Below are 20,343 nucleotides of genomic sequence, written 5' to 3' on the forward strand. Positions count from 1 at the left end.
GGCCGCACCCTTGCAATGGCTGAACATGATATTCATCGACTTTCCCGCCTTGTCCGCACTGGCCGCCGCGTCGGCCCTGGTGACAAAAAAATGCAGCTGCTGCACCGTGCCGCTCGATGCCTGGCAACGCCTGCCCACCTCGCTGGAGCTGGATCGGTTTGAAGAAATCGGCACCCTGCGCGAAGACCCGTACGAGGAACCGACGTTTGCCGAATACCACCCGCATGGTACGCGTTATGACAGCATCGAGGCGCCCATCGCGCCCCGTTACTATCCCGCCAACCTGAGCCAGGTGGCGCGCTGCCTGAACTGCGGCCGCCACTACCTGCGCTACAACGAGGCGGGCGGCTATTTCACGGAGCTGCGCATCCGCGCGCTGCGGCCGGCATTGCTGGCCGACGCAGCGTGATGCGTCGCCGGGTTTAGTCTGCGCGCAGGAAGTCCAGCAGTCGTCCCGTAAAGGCCAGTTCCGCTTCGATGTTCGACAGGTGCGACGCGTCGACGGTGGCCACGTCCGCATGGAAGATAGCCTGCTGCATCAGCAAGGCATCGGCGATGGTGGTGACCGGATCGAGCGTGCCGGCGATGATCAGTGTCGGTGCGGCGATGGCATGGATGGCGCCGCGCAGGTCGGCGCTGGCCAGGGCGTCGCAGCAGCTGGCATAGCCTTCGGCATCCTGGCGGCGCAACTTGTCGAGCATGGCGGCGATGGTGGCCGGGCGCGCGGCGATGAATCCCGGGCTGAACCAGCGTCCGGCCGCGCCGTCCGCGATGGCGTCGAGTCCCTCCTGGCGCACGGCGCGCGCACGGCTATTCCACCCTTCCTGTGTGCCTACCTTGCCCGCTGTATTGGCCAGCACCAGCTTGCGCAGGCGTTGCGGCGCATGGATGGCGAGCCATTGTCCGATCACGCCGCCCATCGACAGGCCGCAGAAATGCGCCTGGCCGATCCGCAGGTGGTCGAGCAGGCCTGCCACGTCCTGGCCCAGCATCTGCACGCTGTAGGGGCCGGGCGGACTGCCGGAGGCACCATGGCCGCGCGTGTCATAGCGCAGCACGTGGAAGTGCGGCGCCAGTGCTTCGGCTTGCGCATCCCACATGGACAGGTCCGTGCCCAGTGAGTTCGACAGCACTACGCAGGGTTTGTGCGGATCGCCTTCGCTGCGGTAATGCAGTGATAGTCCATTGATGTCTGCGATTGGCATATGCGCCCCTTATCCCTGATCGCCGCCACCGACAGGCAGCACGCTGCCCGTGATGTACGACGCTTCATCCGAGGCGAGAAACAGGATCGCGCCCACTTGTTCGTCGATGCTGCCATAGCGGTGCATGGCGCTGCTGGCGATGGTCTGGTCGACGATGCCCTGATACCAGCGCAGCTCTTGTTCATTGAGTGGCGTACTGTTGCGCGGAATCGCGCGTGGCGGCGCTTCCGTGCCGCCCGTGGCGACTGCATTGACGCGGATGCCGTGTTGCGCGTTTTCCAGCGCCAGGCTGGCCGTCAGCGCATTCACGCCACCTTTGGCCGCCGCGTACGGCACGCGGTAGATGCTGCGCGTGGCGATCGACGAGACATTGACGATGGCGCCGCTGCCCTGTTCCAGCATGGCCGGCAGCACCGCGCGGCAGCACCAGAGAGTGGGGAACAGCGAACGGCGGATTTCCGCTTCGATCTGTTCTTCCCGGTAGACCTCGAAAGGCTGTGCCCAGATGGTGCCGCCCACATTGTTGATCAATACGTCGATGCGGCCGAAATCGGCCATGGCCAGTTCGGCCAGCTGGCGCGCGCCTGCATAGTGTTCCAGATCTGCCTTGCAGACGCTGACGCGCGCGCCCAGGGCAATCGCTTCGGCTGCCACCTGTTCGACCAGATCGGCGCGATCAGCCAGCACCAGCTGCGCGCCTTCGCGCGCGGCGCGCAGCGCCACGCCGCGGCCTATGCCCTGCGCCGCGCCCGTTACCAGCACGACCTTGTCGGAAAATCGTTGACGATCACTCATTGTTCACGCTCCGCTGCTTGCCGAGAATTTCTCGTAGTAGAAGTTGGCGGGCGTCACACCCGTCTCATTGAGCCAGTTGCGCACCGCATCGACCATGGCGACAGGGCCGCACAGGTACACATCGACATCGCCGCCGTTCATCCATGCCGGCTCCACGTGGGCAGTCGCATAGCCCTTGCGCGCATGCGCGCTGTCGGCGGCCGCCACGCAGGTGACATAGGAGAACTGCGGATGGGCAGAGGCGATGCGGGCGAGCTGCTCCAGTTCCACCAGGTCGTGCTCATTGGTGACGGCGTACACCATGCGCACGGGCTGGGGAAAGCCGTGCGTGGCCAGGGCGCCCAGCATTGACAAAAATGGCGCGATGCCGGTACCGCCCGCCAGCAGCAGGACAGGGCGTTGCACGGGCCGCAGGTAGAAGCTGCCATAGGGACCGGCGAAGCTGGCCGCTGCGCCCGGTTGGGCCGCGTCGCTCAGGTAGCCGCTCATCTGCCCGCCAGGGACATTGCGCACCACGAACTGCGCCTGGGCCGCGCCTGGCGCGGAGCTGAACGAGTACGAGCGTGTCAGCGCGGTGCCGGGAATGGCCACGTTGACGTACTGGCCCGGCAGAAAGTCGAGCGCGGCAGGATCGGCCAGGTCGATGGCGAAGGCGATCGTCGATGGCGACAGATGCCGTACCGCTGCCACCGTGCCGGCGTGGCTGGCCACGGCCGTCTTGCAGGCGGCGGAGGTGGCCGGGATCTTCACCACGCAGTCGGAGGTGGGGCGCATCTGGCAAGCCAGGATATGGCCTTGCGCCGCTTCTTCCGGCGTCAGCGCATCCTCGATATAACTCGATGCGGGCAAGTCGTAGCTGCCCGACTCGCAGTGCCCGCGGCAGGTGCCGCAAGCGCCGTCGCGGCAATCGAGCGGGATGTTGATTTTCTGGCGATAAGCCGCATCGGACAGCTTTTCATTGTCGTTACATGAAATGAAGCGGGTGATCCCGTCTTCGAATTGCAGGGCGATGTTATGGCTCATCGTCGGTCTCCTTGCTGGTGAAGCTTGTTAAATGTGGTACACGTCGATGACCTGGTTGATGTAGTCGTTCTTCAGGACGACATACTTGTTCAGGATCAGCGGCTGTGCGCCGGAAAAGTCGATGATGTAGCGCGACATGCCGAAGTAGCTGTAGTCGCGCTTGTAGCGATGGCTCAGCGTATGCCAGTTGAAGCGCACCGTGCAGATGGCGCCGTCCTGGCTTTCCAGCTCGATGTTGGCGATGTTGTGGCTGGTGCGCGTGTCCGGCATGCTGGCGCTGGAACGCTCGGTCTTGATGCGGAAGACGCGGTCTTCCAGGCCCTGTCGGGTCGGGTAGAAGATCAGCGAAATTTCGCGCTGCGGATCGGTGACCAGGGTGTCGTCATCGTCCCAGGCCGGCATCCAGAATTGTGCATCCGGGTGGTAGCAATCGAGCCAGTCGTCCCATTGTTCGTCGTCCAGCAGGCGGCTTTCGCGGTACAGGAAACTGGCGATGTCGTGCTGCGCGATGGCGCTCATGGCTGTTCTCCCTGTGCGGCGAGGGCTTTTTTCATGACGTCGAGCCAGTAGCGGTGCTGCACCGTATACAGGCCTTCATCCTCGGTGCGCGCGCCACTCATGATTGGCGCCAGCCCGATCTCTTGCGCGGCCGCGTCGGCGCCCTCGATCCAGTGCGTGGCACCGCGGCACATGTCGTTCCATGGCATTGCGCTGCCCGCATAGCCCTGCTGGCAGGCGCGGAATTCTTCCAGGTCATCCGGTGTGGCCATGCCGCTGACGTTGAAGAAGTCTTCGTACTGGCGGATGCGCTGCGCACGCGCTGCGTCGTCCTCGCCCTTCGGCGCAATGCAGTAGATTGTGACTTCGGTCTTGTCGACGGAGATCGGGCGCAGCAAACGGATTTGTGAGCCGAACTGGTCCATCAGGTAGACGTTCGGGTACAGGCAAAGATTGCGCGAACGGCTGATCATCCAGTCCGCCGTTGGCTTGCCGAACTGGCGCGCGTAGTCCGCGTGGCGCGCGAAGTTGGGCCGATCCTGCGGATTGGCCCATTGCGTCCACAGCAGCATGTGCCCCTGTTTGAAGGCATAGAAGCCGCCGCCCTGGCGGCCCCAGTTACCCGCATCCATGGCGCGGATCTTGTCTTCGCGCTGCGCCGCCTGCTCCTTGCGGCGGTTGGTGGTGGCCGCATAGTTCCAATGCACGGCCGAGACGTGGTAGCCGTCCGCGCCATTTTCGGCCTGCAGCTTCCAGTTGCCTTCGAAGGTATAGGTGGATGCGCCGCGCAGCACTTCCAGGCCGTCCGGCGACTGGTTGACGATCATATCGATGATCTTGCCAGCCTCGCCGAGGAATTCTTCGAGTGGCGCCACATTGTCGTTCAGGCTGCCGAACAGGAAGCCCTTGTAGTTGGCGAAGCGCGCGACTTTTTTCAGGTCGTGCGAACCTTCCTTGTTGAAGCATTCCGGATAGCCCGCGTTCTCCGGGTCCTTTACCTTCAGCAGCTTGCCGCTGTTGTTGAAGGTCCAGCCGTGGAAAGGGCACGTATAGGTAGCCTTGTTGCCCCGCTTGTGGCGGCACAGCTGCGCGCCGCGATGGCTGCAGGCGTTGATGAAGGCATTCAGCTCACCTTGCCGGTTGCGCGCGATGAAGACGGGCTGGCGGCCAATGTGCGTGGTGTAGTAGTCATTGTTGTTGGCGATCTGGCTTTCATGCGCCAGGTAGATCCAGTTGCCCTCGAAGATGTGCTTCATCTCGAGTTCGAACAGGGCTTCATCGGTGAAGGCGCTGCGGTGCAGGCGATGGTCGCCCGTGGCCTGGTCCTCGACCAGCAAGGCATCGAGATCGGGCGCCGGGCTGGCGGCTGGCCGGTATGGGTGGATGGGGATCATGGCATGACCTCTAGGCGGCTGCGCGGTTGCGTTCGATTTGCGAGGTCGGTGCGGCTGCGGTTTCCGGATACAGGTGGAAGTCGAAGTCGATCGAGGCAAACGGCTGTTGCAGGTCCTTTTCGGCGATGGCTGCGGCATTGCTGACATGCGTGACGGCCGGCACCAGGCCTTCGCGGCTGGCAAAGGCGAAGTCGTCCCACAGGTAGGCATCGCCATCGATGTTGATCTGCGTGGTCAGCTGGCGCTGGCCTTCGGCGCTGATGAAAAAGTGGATGTGGGCAGGGCGCTGGCCATGGCGGCCCAGCAGGTCGAGCAGGTGCTGCGTGCTGCCATCCGGCGGACAGCCGTAGCCCTTGGGCATGATGCTGCGGAACTGATAGCGTCCCTGTGCGTCGGCGTAGATGGTGCGGCGCAGATTGAAGGATGACTGGCTCTGGTCGAAGAACGAGTAATTGCCCATCAGGTTGGCGTGCCAGACTTCAACCTTGGCGCCCGGCAGCGGCTTGCCCTGCTGGTCGTAGACGGTACCCTGCATGAACAGCACTTCAGCCTGTGCGCTTTCGCTACCGTCGTCAAGACGGGCAAAGCCTTCGCTTGCGGGGGCGCCGGCGACATACAGCGGGCCTTCGATGGTGCGCGGCGTGCCGCCTTGCAGTCCGGCCCTGGCCTCGGCTTCGTCGGCGCGGATATCCATGAAGCGCTCCAGGCCCAGGCCTGGCGCCAGCAGGCCCAGTTCATGTGCGGCGCCCGCGTTGGCAAGGAAGTCCAGGCCAGTCCAGAATTCGGCGGGCTGGATATCGAGGTCTTCCATGGCCTTGCACAGATCGCCCACGAGGCGCAGGACGATGGCCTGCACGCGTGGATGGGCCGGCCGGTCGGCGGCGTCGACGATCCAGCTTTTTACCAGGGTATCGATGTCATTGTGTGTCATGTTTGTCTCCTCTGTTGGGAATGATGCTGCGGCGGTTAAAGATCGTTGGCGCGGACCGAAGATGGATGCCGGCACAGGGGCATCACCTCGATCTGCATGTAGGGGTATAGCGGCAGCGACAGCAGCAGCGCGTGCAGCTCCTCGTTGCCGGCCACGTCGAAGATGCTGACGTTGGCATACTGGCCGGCGATGCGCCACAGATGGCGCCACTGACCCTGTTCCTGCAGGCGCTGCGCCAGCGCTTTTTCTTCCTTCTTCAGCGCGTCGGCCCGGTCGGCTGGCATGTCGGGCGGCAGTTTTACATCCATCCTCACGTGAAACAGCATGGCAATCTCCTTATTGGCGCGCCAGGCGGCGCAGTTTGTCGGTGTCTATCTGTACGCCCAGGCCGGGACCGGTGGGCACCTGCAGCATGAAGTCGCGGTAGACCAGCGGCTCACGCAGGATTTCCTCGGTCAGCAACAGGGGCCCGAACAGCTCCGTATCCCACGACAGGTCGGCAAAGGTGGCGCACAGGTGGGCGCTGGCCGCCGTGCCGATACTGCCTTCGAGCATGGTGCCGCCATACAGGCCGATGCCGGCCAGCTGTGCCACGGTGGCCACTTGCTGCGCGGGGATCAGCCCCCCCGACTGGGTAATCTTGACGGCATACACGTCGGCGCTGCCGGCGCAGGCCAGGCGGAAGGCGTCGCCGGGGCCGTGCAGCGCCTCGTCGGCCATGATGGCGACGTCGAAACGGGCAGCCAGGCGGCCCAGCGCGGCCGTGTTATCGGCGCGCACCGGTTGTTCGATCAGGTCCACGCCGCCATCCTGCAGTGCGGCGATGCCGCGCATGGCATCGAGTTCGCTCCACGCCTGGTTGACGTCGACCCGCACGCTGGCCGCGTCGCCCAGGGCGCGCTTGATGGCCAGCACATGCGAGACATCGTCAGCCACGCTGCGCGAGCCGATCTTCAGCTTGAAGATGCGGTGGCGGCGCAGTTCCAGCATCTGCTGCGCTTCGGCGATGTCCTGCGCCGTGTCGCCGCTGGCCAGGGTCCAGGCGACAGGCAGCGCATCGCGCACGCGGCCGCCCAGCAGTTCGCTCAGCGGCACACCCAGGCGCTGGCCCTGCGCATCGAGCAAGGCTGTCTCGATCGCGCATTTGGCAAAGCGGTTGCCCTGGATGGTCTTGCGCACTTTCGCCATGGCCATGGCCACACCGCTCGCCTCCATGCCGACCAGCAGGGGGGCGATATGCGTGTCGATATTTGTCTTGATGCTTTCCGGGCTCTCTTCGCCATAGTTCAGGCCACCGATGGTGGTCGCTTCGCCCCAGCCCTCGATGCCGTCGGCGCAGCGTACGCGCACCAGCACCAGCGTCTGCGACTTCATGGTGGCTACCGACATCTTGTGCGCGCGGATGGTTGGCACGTCGGCGAGGATGGTTTCTATGCTGAGTATCATATTTAATTTGTATAATGTGAGCAGGTATGTGTACGATATTCCCCGTCACCCCCCACGTCCAACACTGTTTTGGTATGGTTTCAATACTTAAAAGGTATATATGGAGTTGCGTCACCTGCGTTATTTCGTTGCCGTCGCGGAAGAGAAGAATTTCACGCGGGCCGCCGAGCGCCTGCATATCGCCCAGCCGCCGTTAAGCCGCCAGATCCAGCAGCTGGAAGAGGAACTGGCAGTGCAGCTGATCGAAAAGGGATCGCGTCCCTTGCGCCTGACCGAGGCGGGACGCTTCTTTTATGCGCATGCGCAGGAGCTGCTGGCCAAGGCTGCCGACCTGAAGACGATGACCCAGCGCGTGGGCAAGATCGAGCGCACCTTGTCGATCGGCTTTGTCGCCTCTACCCTGTATGGCCTGCTGCCGGAGATCGTGCGGCGCTTTCGCGAACGCTATCAGGCGGTGGAGATCAGTTTTCACGAGATGACCACGATGGAGCAGCTGCAGGCATTGAAGGAAGGCCGTATCGATGTCGGCTTCGGCCGCCTCAAGCGCGAGGATGCCGCGATACGCCGCATCGTGCTGCGCGAGGAGCCGCTGATCGTGGCGCTGCCCATGGGGCACCGGCTCGCCGCGCAAGCAGGGCCGCTGAAGATGAACGACCTGCTGCACGACCCGCTCATCGTCTATCCGAAGTCACCCCGGCCCAGTTTTGCCGACCAGGTGCTGGCCACCTTCAGCGACCGCATGATCGTGCCGGAACAGGTGATCGAGGTGCGCGAGCTGCAGATCGCCATCGGCCTGGTGGGCGCCGGCCAGGGCATTGCCATCGTGCCCGACAGCCTGCAGGGCATGAAGCGCAACGACGTGGTGTACCGCGCCATCGACGACCGGCGCGCCGTATCGCCCATCATCTTCAGCGTGCGGCTGATGGACCGCTCGGAAGAACTGTCCAACATGCTCAGCGTAATCTATGAGATCTACGACGCCTGCAAGCTGCCCCACGTCAAGGAGGAACTGTAGCCCGACGTGGGGAGGCACCGTTTAGAACGCGTGGCGCACGCCCATCAGCACGCCGGACTGATTCAGCCCCGCGCCCACGGTACCGCCGGCATCGAGGGCGATGGCGGCACCGCCCTTGTTCTGCATGCGGCCCAGGGAGGCGTGGACGGCCGTGCGCTTGGACAGGTAATAGGTGGCGCGCAGCACCGCCAGATTGGATGCCTTCGGGCTGTCCTTGACGTCCAGGCGCGACAACTGGCCGTCGAGCTGCCACGGGCCGTCGAAGGTGTAGGACGCGCCCAGGTAATACAGGCCCAGGCGGCTGTCGCTGGCCGCATCGATGCGGCGCTCGATGGCGCCGCCGCCGATCTTGGTTTGTCCCAGCACCGCGTAGCCATTGAGCGAAATGCGCCGGTCGGTATCGGTTGCGCGCACCAGCCCGTTGGCCGCGCCGGGGCCGCCGCGCAACTGGTCGTACGAGGCCGAGGCGCCCCATGTCCTGGTATCCCAGGCCAGCATGCCCGTCACCTGGCGGCAGGCGCGCACATTGCCGGGCACTTCACCCGCGCAGCCGGTGGCGGCCGGCCCGCCCGCCGAAGATGCATCGCGCCCGAAACTGTAAGTGGCGCCCACCGTCAATTCCTTGAACACGCCCAGGTAGCCGATGGCGTTGTCGCTGCGCGCATTGGGCAGGTACAGATCGAGGCTGCTGATGCTGAAGATGTTGGGCCCGATGATGTCCGACCTGGCGGTGGCGAGGAAGGTCATGTTCACTTGCCGGCCCAGCATCAGCTGGCCGTAGGCATTTTTCAGGCCGACATAGGCGGCGCGGCCGAACAGGCGGTTGCCCTGGCCCGTTGTGCCCGTGTCGGCGCCGATGCCCGTCTCCAGTGCAAAGAGTGCCTGCATGCCGCCGCCCAGGTCTTCGCTGCCGCGAAAGCCGATGCGCGAGGGCAGCGAGGCCGTCAGCGACGGCATCTTGACGATGCTGTCGCCGGCGGCATTGGCATTGGTGGTGTAGGCCATGCCCAGGTCAAGCAGGCCGTACATGGTTACTTGCTGGGCGTGTGCACCCGTGCTCAGGCATCCTGCCGCGATCAATGCCGTGCAGGCGATGGTGTTGTTCATACTGGTCTCCGTTGTTGTCGTGATGTAGTGGTGCTTATGGTTGAACGGCGCGCGCGCGTGGCGGCATCGCCGGTGCCGCTTGCACCGAGGCCGAACGGCCATGGCGTATCAGCGATACGGCGATGACGGCGATGGCCGCAGGGATGGCGATGGCCATGAAATTCTGTTCCAGCGGCAGCGCCATGCCGACCAGGGTACCGATGGCGATGGGTGCCAGGATGGCGCCGCTGCGGCCCACGCCCGAAGCCCAGCCGATGCCGGTCGAACGGATCGCCATCGGATAGAACTGGCCCGCATAGGCATAGGTGACGATCTGCGTGCCGATGGTCGAGGCGCCGGCCAGGCCCACCAGCAGGAACAGCAGTTCGGTCGGCACCTTGAAGCCAAGCAGGGTAATCGATACGGCAGCCAGCGCGTACATGCCCATCAGCACATACTTGATGTTGAAACGGTCCGCCAGCCAGCCGCCGACGACGGCGCCGATGACGGCGCCGAAATTCAGCACCAGCACGAAGGTCAGGGCCGAACCGAGGCTGTAGCCGGCGCTGGCCATCAGCTTGGTGAGCCAGGAGCTGAGCGCATACACCATGAACAGGCACATGAAAAAGGCGATCCAGAACATCGCGGTGCTGAAGCCGCGCCCATCTTGGAACAGTTTGCCGATGGGCGCGCCCTCGGCGCGATCCTGCGCGGGCAGGGCGAAGCGGTCGCCCGCATCGGGACGATACGACGGCTCCATGCGCGCGACGATCTGCTTGAGTTCATCGAGGCGGTTTTCGCGGATCAGGAAGGGCATCGATTCGGGCAGCGTTTTCAGGATCACGGGTATCAGCAGCACGGGCAGGCCGGCGGCCAGGAAGACGGACGACCAGCCATAGGTTTCCAGCAGTCCCTTGCCCAGCAGCGCCGCCAGCATGCCGCCCACGGCATAGCCGCTGAACATCAGGGTGACCATGGTGGCGCGGATTTTCTTCGGCGAGTATTCCGTCATTTGCGCCACCACATTGGGCATCACCCCGCCGATGCCCAGCCCTGCCAGGAAGCGCATGGCGCTGAAGGTGTACGGGTCGTGCGTGAAGCCCGCCGCCGCCGTGAAGACGCTGAACAGCGCGATGCAGATGGCGATCGCTTTGCGCCGTCCGATACGGTCGGCGATGGTGCCGAGGAAGATGGCGCCAAACATCATGCCGAACAGCGCGGAACTGACCATGAAGCCCGCGTTTTGCGCTGTCACGCCCATGTCCTTCATGATCGAGGGCAGGGCGATGCCGGCCACGGCCAGGTCATAGCCGTCGCAGATGATGATGAGGGCGCACCACAGCAGCACTCCGGCATGGAAGCGGTTGAAACGGGCCTTGTCGGATAATTCGTGTACGTCGATATGTCGCATGATGCAAGTCTCCTGGGTGTTGTTGTGGGTTGTGGAGGGCCAGCCGCGCGGCCGGATGGGCGTGCGGGTGTGGTGAAGGGAAGTACGGGATGTGCGTCAGGAGGGGCGCGCGGCCTGCCGCCGCCCGGCATGCAGGAGCCAGCAGGCCAGCATGCCGATCAAAATGCCCCAGAAGGCCGAGCCCAGGCCCAGGAAACTCATGCCCGAGGCGGTGGCAAGGAAGGTGATGACGGACGCTTCGCGGTGGTCTTCGGCCGCCGCGATGCCGGCGAGGTTGACGGTGATGGCGCCCAGCAGTGCCAGGCCGGCCAGGGTGGCCACCAGTTCGCGCGGCAGGGCGGCGAACAGCATCACCAGCGAGCCGCCGCACAGGCCGGCGAGCAGGTAGAACAGGCCGTTGGCCACGCCGGCGATGTAGCGCCGCGCGGGATCGTCGTGCGCATCGCGTCCCGTGCACATGGCCGCGGTGATGGCGGCGATGGCGATCGTGATGCCGCCTGCGCAGGCCACGGCCAGCGAAGCGATGCTGCTGGCCGTGAGGATGGGGCGCACCGGGCTGTCATAGCCGGCCCCGCGCAGCACGGCCATGCCGGGCAGGTACTGGCCGGTCAGGGTGGTCAGCACCAGCGGCAGCGCCAGGCTGAAGGTGCCGGCCCACGACCAGGTGGGCGCGATGAAACGCGGCGTGGCCAGCTCCAGGGTGATGCCGCCAAAGTGCGTGTGGCCGCCGGCCCAGGCCAGCAGCGCGCCGCTGAGCAGCAACAGCACGATGCAGTAGCGCGGCAGCAGGCGCTTGAACACCAGGTAGGCGGCGATCATGCCGCAACTGAGGAGTGGCAGCGAGCCGATGGATTTGAAGGCATTCAGGCCAAATGGCAGCAAGATGCCAGCCATCATGCCGCTGGCAATGCCTTTGGGGATGAGCGCCATCAGACGGTCGAACTGGCCCGTCACGCCGATGGCCAGCAGGATCAGCGCGGCCGTCAGGTACGCACCCACCGCTTCGCTGACCGGCATGGCGGGAAACAGGGTGATCAGGAGCGCCGTGCCGGGCGCGGACCAGGCCGTGATGACGGGGAGGCGCAGCTTCCAGCTGAGGAAAATGCCTGCCAGCCCCGCGCCGATGGAAATGCCCCAGACCCAGGAGGCAAACATGGCGTTGCTCATGTGTGCCGCCTGGGCCGCCTGGTAAAAAATCGCCAGCGGACCCGCATACGACACCAGCACGGCCATGAATCCGGCGGCCACGGCTGATACTGACCAGTCGGCCAGACGCAGCCCGCCGGCGGCTTGGCCACCGTCGCGCGGTTCCGGCTGCAGGCTGGCTGCGTGCTGCTGTGGTTTTATGCTTTGCGGCAAGATATCACCCTGACTGTTATCTGATATATGCAGAATAGATAACCAGGGCAATGGCGTCCAACACCGATTGGGTATCCATTCGATACTTAAAAGGTATGCGTCTCGCCGGGGCGGGAAATATGTCCGGGACGTTGCACCTGCGGAGAAATTGATATTACCAATAGGAAATCAGTACAAACCATGATACTTTTTGCATGGTTGTTGAACGATAAATTTTCCACAGAGGTCCGAACGACATGTCTTTTCTGATAGTGCTGGCCGCCCTGGCCTTCCTCATGCTGGCCGCCTACCGTGGCTACAGCGTGATCCTGTTCGCCCCCGTGGCCGCGCTGGGCGCCGTGCTGCTGACCGACGCGTCGGCTGTAGCGCCTGTCTTCAGCGGCATCTTCATGGAAAAGATGGTGGGCTTTATCAAGCTCTACTTCCCCGTGTTCCTGCTGGGCGCCGTGTTCGGCAAGCTGATTGAACTGTCCGGCTTTTCCCAGTCCATCGTGGTGGCCGCCATCCGCTACATCGGCCGCTCGCGCGCCAATGCCGTGATCGTGGCCGTGTGCGGCGCCCTGACGTATGGCGGCGTATCGCTGTTCGTGGTGGTGTTTGCCGTGTATCCGTTTGCGGCCGAACTTTACCGCCAAAGCAACATCCCCAAGCGCCTGATGCCGGGCGCCATCGCCCTCGGTGCCTTCAGCTTCACCATGGACACCTTGCCCGGCACGCCGCAGATCCAGAACATCATTCCCACCACCTTTTTCCAGACCACGGGCTGGGCCGCGCCCTGGCTGGGCACCATCGGCGCCGTGCTGACGGTGGCAACGGGCCTGGCCTACCTGGAATGGCGGCGGCGTTCGGTGATGGCCAGCGGCGAAGGCTATGGCGGCGATACCGAGCCGGTCGCCCCGGCCGACCCGGCGAATCTGCCGTCGCCGCTGCTGTCGCTTGCGCCGCTGTTGCTGGTGGGTGTGGCCAATTTCCTGCTGACGCATGCGATACCGCGCTGGTATGGCGCCAGCCACATCATCACCAGCGATGAGCTGCCGGGCCTGCATGCGCCCGTGACCACCTCGATCAGCGCCGTGGTCGGCATCTGGGCCGTCGAAGGGGCCTTGTTGCTGGGCATTTTGCTGGTATGCGCCACGGCCTTCCGGCGCATCAAGAATTCCTTTGCCGAAGGCACGAAAACCGCCGTCGGCGGCGCCTTGCTGGCAGCCATGAATACGGCCTCCGAATATGGCTTCGGCGGCGTCATTGCCGCGCTGCCCGGTTTTATCGCCGTCAGCAATACGCTGCGCAGCGTGCCCGACCCGCTGGTCAATGCGGCCGTCTCGGTGACGGCCCTGGCCGGCATCACGGGGTCGGCCTCGGGTGGCATGAGCATCGCGCTGGCCGCCATGTCCGACAGCTTCATCGCCGCCGCGCACCAGGCCCACATTCCGTTGGAAGTGATGCATCGCGTGGTGGCCATGGCCAGCGGCGGCATGGACACCTTGCCGCATAACGGCGCCGTCATCACCCTGCTGGCCGTAACTGGCCTGACGCACCGGCAGTCCTACCGCGATATTTTCGGCATCACCGTGATCAAGACGGGCGTCGTGTTTTTGGTGATTGCTACTTATTATCTGACCGGACTGGTGTGAGTCATCGGTTTGAGTGCTTCAGGATTGCGCTAGGGTTGAGGGCGATTGATTGCTGGAACATGATCGACAACTTGCACGGTCAATTCGCCTATCGGCACTCGCTGTGTAGAACCGCTGACCGGCTCGAACAGCACGATAGCAGCAGGTGTCGAGACGACCACCCGACCAATTGCCACCCGGGTTGCATCCTTGAAAAGCGCAACGCAGTTGGCTGTCGAGATGACAGGCACATTCTTTTTTCGAGGGGTGGACAATACCTGCAGCAACGCTGCATGCGCTCTGACGGGCTCGCAAGTGGCTGGGCTAATTACAAACTTCCTGAAGTAGAGGGTTCCCAGTTGTATGCCAAATATGGGGACGATGGAAATCAGGATCACGGTGAATAGGAGACCACCGGCAACCAACAATGGACTAATGAATATGAATCCGCCCAATAAGCCTGATTTGATCACCTCCTTGGCCAGCAAGCGGCCGCTTGAGTCATGTTTGGTCGGGCGCCAAAAATAGCGCCAGAAACTATTCGGTCCCATGAGTGTTTTGGCTTGGCGGGTTGCTGAGTAAAGCGGGCCGCATATAAAAATGAACATGCCCGCTGTCGCCACAAGGCCGATTGGCCAAGCCTGTTCAAGCATCGGCTGCCATTTGATTGCATCGATTCCCAGAACCACGGAAATCATGGCGTAGACCGATAAGCCGAGGAGATCCAATACGGATGTATAGACTGTTTGGTGTGGTATGCCAAATGTCGTTTCAACCGCCATGGCGACGCCATAACCAAGCAATGTAAGAGTCAGACTGATGGCCGAAATGATCGTGATACCCCATGTAATGCTGTTGCTGGCCTTCTTGACAGCGTTGCTATTGTCACGTGACAGCCTGGTGCGCATGGCGCCAGATGCCGTACGCTTGCCTTGATTTACCTGATGTGTTCTTGTCATGCTTGGGCGCATTATCATGCTCCTTGTTGGGGCGCTAGCCTGCGGCGCGGCGTCTGTTTCCTGACGCCGGCGTTGACTGCTCCGGCTGCTTTGGTGACGATTACCATGGCATGCCTCTCAAGGCTTGTCCCAATTGCTGCAGGAAGATCAAGAACCGCACCACGACAATGAGTGTTGCAATAAAAATCAATCCATACTGCTCACCCATTGTGATTCGGCCTGATTTTTGCAGCTTGAACGATGCCCAAAGAAACAGGCACAGTGCGACGCACGCAAGCGGGATTTTCAGGGGCCTGTCGTTGAAATCAGGCACGCTGATGCCTGTGAATATCCCAATTAACTCAGTCGGGTGATCGATCAGGAGCAGGAAAAAGGCGAGGATCGGGAGAAATCCGATGAGCAGCCCAAGCAGATATGCTTTCTTCTTACTTGCTGCTTGCTCTGGCAACTGATTCATCATGGCATTGACGCCTTCTCAGAAAGTTACATCGCCCAACGAGCTGATTTGTGACGCGAAGTCAGAGAGGTTCTGACGGCATGTGACGGTGCTGGTCGGGGTGAGAGGATTCGAACCTCCGGCCTCTGCGTCCCGAACGCAGCGCTCTACCAGGCTGAGCCACACCCCGCTTTCCTTCATTACAGCAGATGGCGGGGCGGCTTTCAAGCGGCTGCGTCAAGGCCTATTTCGTTTTCTGCTGGGCCTTCTTGATCTCCGCTTCGCTGACTTTTTTTGCCGGTGCATTCGTCGCCGGTGAAGTGGGCGCCTTGCGCGTGGCGTTCGCTTGCGCCATGACGGCGGCGCAGTCCGTGTCGGGGGCTTTGTCGACGTTGACCAGCGGCAGCAGGGCGGCCAGCGGCGTGACGATGGTGGCCAGCGCCACGGCGGCGCCGGCTTTCAGGGCCAGCGGGCCTTTTTGCGGGCCCACGTCCGGATTCTTGAACGTGCCTTTTGCGTACAGCGGCGTGCGCAGGGTGATGATGCGGGCGCCCTTGGTACGGGGGCGCACGTCGAGGTCCAGGGTTTCGCTTGCCAGGTTGACGTTGCCCGTGACATTCACGACGGCCGTGTCCGTGTCGAGCACAAAGCGGCGCACGTCGGCCTGGCCATTCGTCACGGAAAAATCGCTGGCCAGGCAGTTCAGATGCACTTGCTTGTCGCCAAAGATTTTCACGAAGACGGCATTGGCCAGGTTCAGGCCGGCCAGTTCCAGCATGAACTGGCTGACGGAGCCTTCGCTGACGGTGGCCGCCAGCTCGCCATTCGCGCTGGCCAGCATGGCGGACACGGAATTGCCGTGGCCCGTGAGGGCCGCGTCGCCATACACTTCGCCGAAGCTCGCTTGCATCGATTGCAGCTTGGGAAACAGTTCGCGAATCTTGAGGTGGCGCGCCGTCACCTTGGCTTGCGCGGCGATGGTCTTTTGACGGCCATCGAGCGTGATATTCGAAGTGATGTCGCCACCGGCCATGCCAAAGTTGAGCGGCGTCAGACTCAGTACCTTGTCTTTCATGTGGATGTTGGCGACGACGTCGTTGAGCGGGATGTCGTGCGTGCGCACCAGTTTCTTGCCCGTAAACTTCACGTCAGCGTCGAGCGCATTCCATTTGGCCGTGTTGAACTGTTCCACGGGCAAGGCTTTGTTATCGGGTTGCACGGGTGCCTTGCCGCGCGCCTGTTTTTGTGCATTGCTGTCGGCACCGATGGTGGGGCCCAGGTCTTCCAGGCGCAACTGCTGCGACGTCACTTCGCCGCGCAGCAAGGGACGCGGCTGGCGCGGTAAATAGTGCAGGGTGCCGGCCAGGTCGCTCTGGCCCACCGTGCCCTTGAAGTTTTGGTACGTCCAGCTCCAGCTGGCGCCATCCTTCTTGCCCAGCAAGCGGCCCTTGGTGGCGTAGTCCGGCGTTTCCGGCAGCAACACGCCCGTCAGCGGGTACAGGTCGGCCATGCTGGCGCCAGCCAGGCTCAACTGCAAATCGATGCCGGACAGCGAGCGCGGGTCCGTCAGGGTGCCGGCGATGCTGGCCTTGTTCTTGCCCAGCACGGCGTGCGCCTGCACGGGATAGACGGTGTTGTTGTCGGTCAAAGACAGCACGGCGCCGGCCTTGCCGCCGCCCGTCACGGGCGCCTTGCGGTAGCTGCCGCCCAAGGAAAATTTGATGCCGTATTTTTCCACGGGGGCGCTGCCTGGCGCGTCGCCCGGCGTGGCGTCGGGCGCCGTCGAGCTGACCTTGGCGCGCAAGTCCAGCGCGATGCCCTCGTCGAGGTAACGGATGGCGCCGTCGCCAAAGGCCATGCGCTGGATTTCCACCTCCCATGGCGAAGGGCCGTTATCCTTCAAGGTCCAGCTGTTGCTGCCGTCGGCGCGCCGCTGCAGGGCAATGTTTGGCGCCTCGAGCGCCAAGTCCGTCAGCACCACGCGATGCTGCAACAGGGGCAGTGGATGGAGGGCCACGTCGATGCGTTTCGCGCTGGCCAGTTGCGGGCCAGCCGTGGCCCAGTCCGGGTTGCTCATGCGCACGTCCTGCGCGCTGATGACAGGGCGCGGCACATAGCGACGCCAGCCTGGCTCCGTCTTCAACCCGCGCTTCCAGTTGACTTGCAGGTCACCTGCGATGACGAAGCTGCGGCCCGTGCTTTTCGACACCTTCTCGTTGATGTAGGGGCGGGCGCGGTTCCAGTCGAAGGTCAGCACAAGGATGACGAGGAGGGCGATGAGGACCAGCAAGGCGGCCAGGCTCCAGCCGAGGATTTTCAGGGGTGTCGAGCGTGTCATGGGATGCCAATCGCAGTGATTTGTCATCAAGGTAGACCGATAGGCCCTATCGGTCGGTGCGCTGGGTTACGTACGCATCGCGATTGCTGGCATTGATTCCATAATTCGATTATTATTGAAGTATGGAAAATGAAAACGCAATGACACTGCAAGCGGGGCCGCTGACGAGCACGGCCGCCATCGCGGCGCTGGCGGCGCTGGCGCAGGAATCTCGGCTGGCCGTGTTCCGCCTGCTGGTGCAGACGGGGCCGGAGGGCATGGCCGCCACGAAAATCGCCGAGGCGCTGGCCATTGCGCCATCGTCGCTGTCGTTTCACCTGAAGGAACTGGCGCACGCCGATCTGGTGACGGCGAGCAAGGCGGGCCGCTCCATCATCTATGCCGCCAACTATGCGGGCATGAACGGCTTGCTGGCATTTCTGACCGAAAACTGCTGCGCTGGCGCGCCTTGCTGTGTCAGCGAACCACAATTACTGAAGGAAACCACGACATGACGATCACCATTTATCACAACACGGCGTGCGGCACCTCGCGCAATACCCTGGCCCTGATCCGCAACACGGGCGTCGAGCCCGTCATCATCGATTACGTCAAGCATCCGCCATCGCGCGAGGAACTGGTCGACCTGATCCAGCGTGCGGGCCTGTCCGTGCGCGCGGTGATGCGCGACAAGGGCGCCCTGTACGACGAGCTGGGCCTGGCCAATCCCGAGCTGAGCGATGCGGCCCTGCTGGATGCCATGCAAGCCCATCCTATCTTGATCAACCGCCCCATCGTCGTCACGGAACTGGGCGTGCGCCTGTGCCGGCCGTCGGAAAAAGTGCTGGAGATCCTGCCGCTGCCGCAGCAAGGCGCCTTTAGCAAGGAAGATGGCCAGGCCGTGGTGGGCGCCGACGGCAAGCCGGTGGCCTGAGATGGACGAGCTGGCCAATGAGTTACCGAATATCAGCGCCGCGCACCTGGATCTGCCCAGCCTGGATAAACTGGCGCCGGTCAACGTGTCCACCCACGCGCCGCGCATCCTGCTGCTGTATGGCTCCTTGCGCGAGCGCTCGTACAGCAAGCTGCTGACCCTGGAAGCGGAACGTATCCTGCGCCATTTTGGCGCCGAGACGCGCGTGTTCGATCCGCATGGCTTGCCCATGGTCGACAGCGTCTCGCCCGAGCATCCGAAAGTGCAGGAGCTGCGCGCGCTGTCGCTGTGGTCGGAAGGGCAGGTCTGGTGCAGCCCCGAGCGGCATGGCGCCGTCACGGGCGTCTTTAAATCGCAGATCGACTGGCTGCCGCTGGAAACGGGCAGCGTGCGGCCCACACAGGGACGCACCCTTGCCGTGATGCAAGTGTCGGGTGGTTCGCAATCGTTCAACGCCGTCAACGGCTTGCGCGTGCTGGGACGCTGGATGCGCATGGTCACCATTCCGAACCAGTCGTCGGTGGCCAAGGCGTATCAGGAATTCGACGATGCGGGCCGCATGAAACCGTCGCCGTATTACGAGCGCCTGGTCGATGTGATGGAGGAATTGTACAAATTCACCCTGCTGGTACGCGATCGCCGCGACTACCTGGGCAGCCGCTACAGCGAACGGCTGGAGGCTGAGCCGGCCATCGTGCAGGCATTGGCGGGCGCGGCGATGGAGCACGAACGCAGCAGCGGCACATAAAGAAAACGGCGCCAGTGGCGCCGTTTTTTATTGCTGATAGTGAAACGCGATCAGTGATTGCGGTCCACGGCAAACGAGCACAGTTGCAGCATGGATTGCTTGTAGACGCTGTCCGGCCAGCCGGCGATGGCATCGGCGGCGCGCTGGCCGGCGATTTCCGCCTGCTTGCGCGTGTAGTCGAGTGCGCCGCTGCTGGTGATGGCGGCCAGGATGGCGTCGAAATGCTGTTCATCGCCTTGCTCGATGCAGCTGCGCACCAGTTCGCGTTGCTCCGCCGTGCCGTTTTCCATCAGCCAGATCAGCGGCATGGTCGGTTTGCCTTCGCGCAAGTCGTCGCCCACGTTCTTGCCGATTTCGGTGGCGTCGCCTGCATAGTCGAGCACGTCGTCGATCAGCTGGAAGGCCGTACCCAGCGAGCGGCCGTATTCGGCAGCCGCTTCGATATCGTCTTCGCTGGCGCCGGCGATCAGGGCGCCCAGTTGCGCCGACGCTTCGAACAGCTTGGCTGTCTTCGAGCGGATGACGTTCAGGTAGCTCTCTTGCGTTACGTCCGGATCGTGCATGTTCAGCAACTGCAGCACTTCGCCTTCGGCGATCACGTTGGTGGCGTCGGAGAGGATTTGCATGACGCGCATATTATTGAGCGACACCATCAGCTGGAACGAGCGCGAGTGCAGGAAGTCGCCCACCAGCACCGAGGCCGCATTGCCGAACAGGGCGTTGGCCGTCTGGCGTCCGCGGCGCATCGACGATTCATCGACGACATCGTCGTGCAGCAGGGTGGCGGTATGGATGAATTCGACCACGGCAGCCAGTTCATGGTGCGCCGTGCCGCGATAAGCGTGGGCATTGGCCACCAGCAAAATCAGCACGGGACGGATGCGTTTACCGCCTGCACTGATGATGTATTCAGCGATCTGATTAATCAGAATCACGTCGGAGTGCAGTTTTTGGCGGATCACCGTATTGACTGCGTCCATATCGGCGGCAATCGTTTGCACGATGGTGTTTTGGTTAACGTGTTTGTTAGCGTCAGACAAGGCGAACCTGCATTAGATTGTGGGTGCGGCGATTATACGACATGGCTTGCGCGAACGTGATGTTTGCCGATGACTGTAGAGCAATTGTTTGACCTTGTTGGCACTGGCGCGTGCTTTTCTGTCCGCCTGGCGC

At 63.0% G+C, this 20,343-nt stretch carries 21 protein-coding genes and 1 tRNA gene; 6 read left to right on the forward strand and 16 right to left on the reverse strand.

Annotated features, from left to right (window positions below):
• Positions 1-25 precede the first annotated feature (25 nt).
• Positions 26-409: a hypothetical protein gene (locus tag C8C92_RS06360; RefSeq protein WP_099760506.1), complete on the forward strand. Its 384-nt coding sequence runs from the start codon at positions 26-28 to the stop codon at positions 407-409.
• Between the two features lie 13 nt (positions 410-422).
• On the opposite strand, the gene pcaD is transcribed toward C8C92_RS06360, so the two are convergent.
• The 8 genes from pcaD to C8C92_RS06400 are packed head-to-tail and all read right to left on the reverse strand — an operon-like array spanning position 423 to position 7,292.
• A complete protein-coding gene (gene pcaD / locus C8C92_RS06365; protein WP_099760505.1) occupies positions 423-1,205 on the reverse strand; it encodes a 3-oxoadipate enol-lactonase in 783 nt (260 codons plus the stop codon).
• Positions 1,206-1,214: 9 nt separating this feature from the next.
• Positions 1,215-2,000 (reverse strand): 1,6-dihydroxycyclohexa-2,4-diene-1-carboxylate dehydrogenase, encoded by a 786-nt coding sequence (locus C8C92_RS06370; RefSeq protein ID WP_099760504.1) that lies wholly within the window; start codon positions 1,998-2,000, stop codon positions 1,215-1,217.
• Between the two features lie 3 nt (positions 2,001-2,003).
• Complete coding sequence (benC, locus tag C8C92_RS06375) at positions 2,004-3,023, reverse strand: benzoate 1,2-dioxygenase electron transfer component BenC (RefSeq protein ID WP_099760503.1); 1,020 nt, start codon at positions 3,021-3,023, stop codon at positions 2,004-2,006.
• 27 nt (positions 3,024-3,050) lie between these two features.
• Positions 3,051-3,542, reverse strand: coding sequence for a benzoate 1,2-dioxygenase small subunit (benB, locus tag C8C92_RS06380; protein WP_099760502.1), 492 nt, complete (start codon positions 3,540-3,542; stop codon positions 3,051-3,053).
• Complete coding sequence (gene benA / locus C8C92_RS06385) at positions 3,539-4,915, reverse strand: benzoate 1,2-dioxygenase large subunit (protein ID WP_099760501.1); 1,377 nt, start codon at positions 4,913-4,915, stop codon at positions 3,539-3,541. Before benA ends, benB begins: the two co-directional genes overlap by 4 nt.
• 10 nt (positions 4,916-4,925) lie before the next feature.
• Entirely contained in the window at positions 4,926-5,846 is a 921-nt protein-coding gene (gene catA / locus C8C92_RS06390) for a catechol 1,2-dioxygenase (protein ID WP_099760500.1), read from the reverse strand.
• A 35-nt stretch (positions 5,847-5,881) separates the two neighbouring features.
• Entirely contained in the window at positions 5,882-6,172 is a 291-nt protein-coding gene (catC, locus tag C8C92_RS06395; RefSeq protein ID WP_099760499.1) for a muconolactone Delta-isomerase, read from the reverse strand.
• 10 nt (positions 6,173-6,182) lie between these two features.
• Positions 6,183-7,292: a muconate/chloromuconate family cycloisomerase gene (locus C8C92_RS06400; RefSeq protein ID WP_099760498.1), complete on the reverse strand. Its 1,110-nt coding sequence runs from the start codon at positions 7,290-7,292 to the stop codon at positions 6,183-6,185.
• A 100-nt stretch (positions 7,293-7,392) separates the two neighbouring features.
• Here C8C92_RS06400 and C8C92_RS06405 point away from each other — a divergent pair, with 100 nt between their 5' ends.
• The gene (locus tag C8C92_RS06405; protein WP_099760497.1) at positions 7,393-8,307 is read left to right on the forward strand and encodes a LysR family transcriptional regulator; all 915 of its coding nucleotides are present in this window, start codon (positions 7,393-7,395) and stop codon (positions 8,305-8,307) included.
• 21 nt (positions 8,308-8,328) lie between these two features.
• On the opposite strand, the gene C8C92_RS06410 is transcribed toward C8C92_RS06405, so the two are convergent.
• The 3 genes from C8C92_RS06410 to C8C92_RS06420 form a co-directional block, all read right to left on the reverse strand.
• A complete protein-coding gene (locus C8C92_RS06410; RefSeq protein ID WP_099760496.1) occupies positions 8,329-9,414 on the reverse strand; it encodes a porin in 1,086 nt (361 codons plus the stop codon).
• 34 nt (positions 9,415-9,448) lie between these two features.
• The gene (locus C8C92_RS06415) at positions 9,449-10,804 is read right to left on the reverse strand and encodes an MFS transporter (RefSeq protein ID WP_099760495.1); all 1,356 of its coding nucleotides are present in this window, start codon (positions 10,802-10,804) and stop codon (positions 9,449-9,451) included.
• A 96-nt stretch (positions 10,805-10,900) separates the two neighbouring features.
• Positions 10,901-12,082: a benzoate/H(+) symporter BenE family transporter gene (locus tag C8C92_RS06420; RefSeq protein ID WP_243420395.1), complete on the reverse strand. Its 1,182-nt coding sequence runs from the start codon at positions 12,080-12,082 to the stop codon at positions 10,901-10,903.
• Between the two features lie 317 nt (positions 12,083-12,399).
• Between C8C92_RS06420 and C8C92_RS06425 the strand changes: the two genes are divergently transcribed.
• Positions 12,400-13,797 carry a GntP family permease gene (locus tag C8C92_RS06425; protein ID WP_116743299.1) on the forward strand — a complete coding sequence of 466 codons (1,398 nt, stop codon included), beginning with the start codon at positions 12,400-12,402 and terminating at the stop codon, positions 13,795-13,797.
• Between the two features lie 29 nt (positions 13,798-13,826).
• Here C8C92_RS06425 and C8C92_RS06430 read toward each other — a convergent pair whose 3' ends face one another.
• The 4 genes from C8C92_RS06430 to C8C92_RS06445 all read right to left on the reverse strand — a co-directional run bounded on the left by C8C92_RS06430 (position 13,827) and on the right by C8C92_RS06445 (position 17,509).
• Positions 13,827-14,747 carry a hypothetical protein gene (locus C8C92_RS06430; protein ID WP_133250698.1) on the reverse strand — a complete coding sequence of 307 codons (921 nt, stop codon included), beginning with the start codon at positions 14,745-14,747 and terminating at the stop codon, positions 13,827-13,829.
• Between the two features lie 88 nt (positions 14,748-14,835).
• On the reverse strand, positions 14,836-15,195 hold the full coding sequence (locus C8C92_RS06435) for a hypothetical protein (protein WP_099760492.1): 360 nt from the start codon (positions 15,193-15,195) through the stop codon (positions 14,836-14,838).
• An 89-nt stretch (positions 15,196-15,284) separates the two neighbouring features.
• Positions 15,285-15,361: transfer RNA gene (locus C8C92_RS06440), tRNA-Pro, on the reverse strand.
• 54 nt (positions 15,362-15,415) lie between these two features.
• Complete coding sequence (locus C8C92_RS06445) at positions 15,416-17,509, reverse strand: AsmA family protein (protein WP_116743301.1); 2,094 nt, start codon at positions 17,507-17,509, stop codon at positions 15,416-15,418.
• A gap of 140 nt (positions 17,510-17,649) precedes the next feature.
• Between C8C92_RS06445 and C8C92_RS06450 the strand changes: the two genes are divergently transcribed.
• The 3 genes from C8C92_RS06450 to arsH are packed head-to-tail and all read left to right on the forward strand — an operon-like array spanning position 17,650 to position 19,170.
• Positions 17,650-18,003 (forward strand): metalloregulator ArsR/SmtB family transcription factor, encoded by a 354-nt coding sequence (locus C8C92_RS06450; RefSeq protein ID WP_243420127.1) that lies wholly within the window; start codon positions 17,650-17,652, stop codon positions 18,001-18,003.
• Complete coding sequence (gene arsC, locus C8C92_RS06455; protein ID WP_116743302.1) at positions 18,000-18,422, forward strand: arsenate reductase (glutaredoxin); 423 nt, start codon at positions 18,000-18,002, stop codon at positions 18,420-18,422. Before C8C92_RS06450 ends, arsC begins: the two co-directional genes overlap by 4 nt.
• 10 nt (positions 18,423-18,432) lie before the next feature.
• Positions 18,433-19,170 (forward strand): arsenical resistance protein ArsH, encoded by a 738-nt coding sequence (gene arsH / locus C8C92_RS06460; protein ID WP_116745860.1) that lies wholly within the window; start codon positions 18,433-18,435, stop codon positions 19,168-19,170.
• A 50-nt stretch (positions 19,171-19,220) separates the two neighbouring features.
• On the opposite strand, the gene ispB is transcribed toward arsH, so the two are convergent.
• On the reverse strand, positions 19,221-20,210 hold the full coding sequence (gene ispB, locus C8C92_RS06465) for an octaprenyl diphosphate synthase (protein ID WP_099760490.1): 990 nt from the start codon (positions 20,208-20,210) through the stop codon (positions 19,221-19,223).
• Positions 20,211-20,343: the final 133 nt, after the last annotated feature.

This window comes from Janthinobacterium sp. 78 (assembly GCF_003096775.1).
Lineage (GTDB): Bacteria > Pseudomonadota > Gammaproteobacteria > Burkholderiales > Burkholderiaceae_D > Janthinobacterium > Janthinobacterium tructae.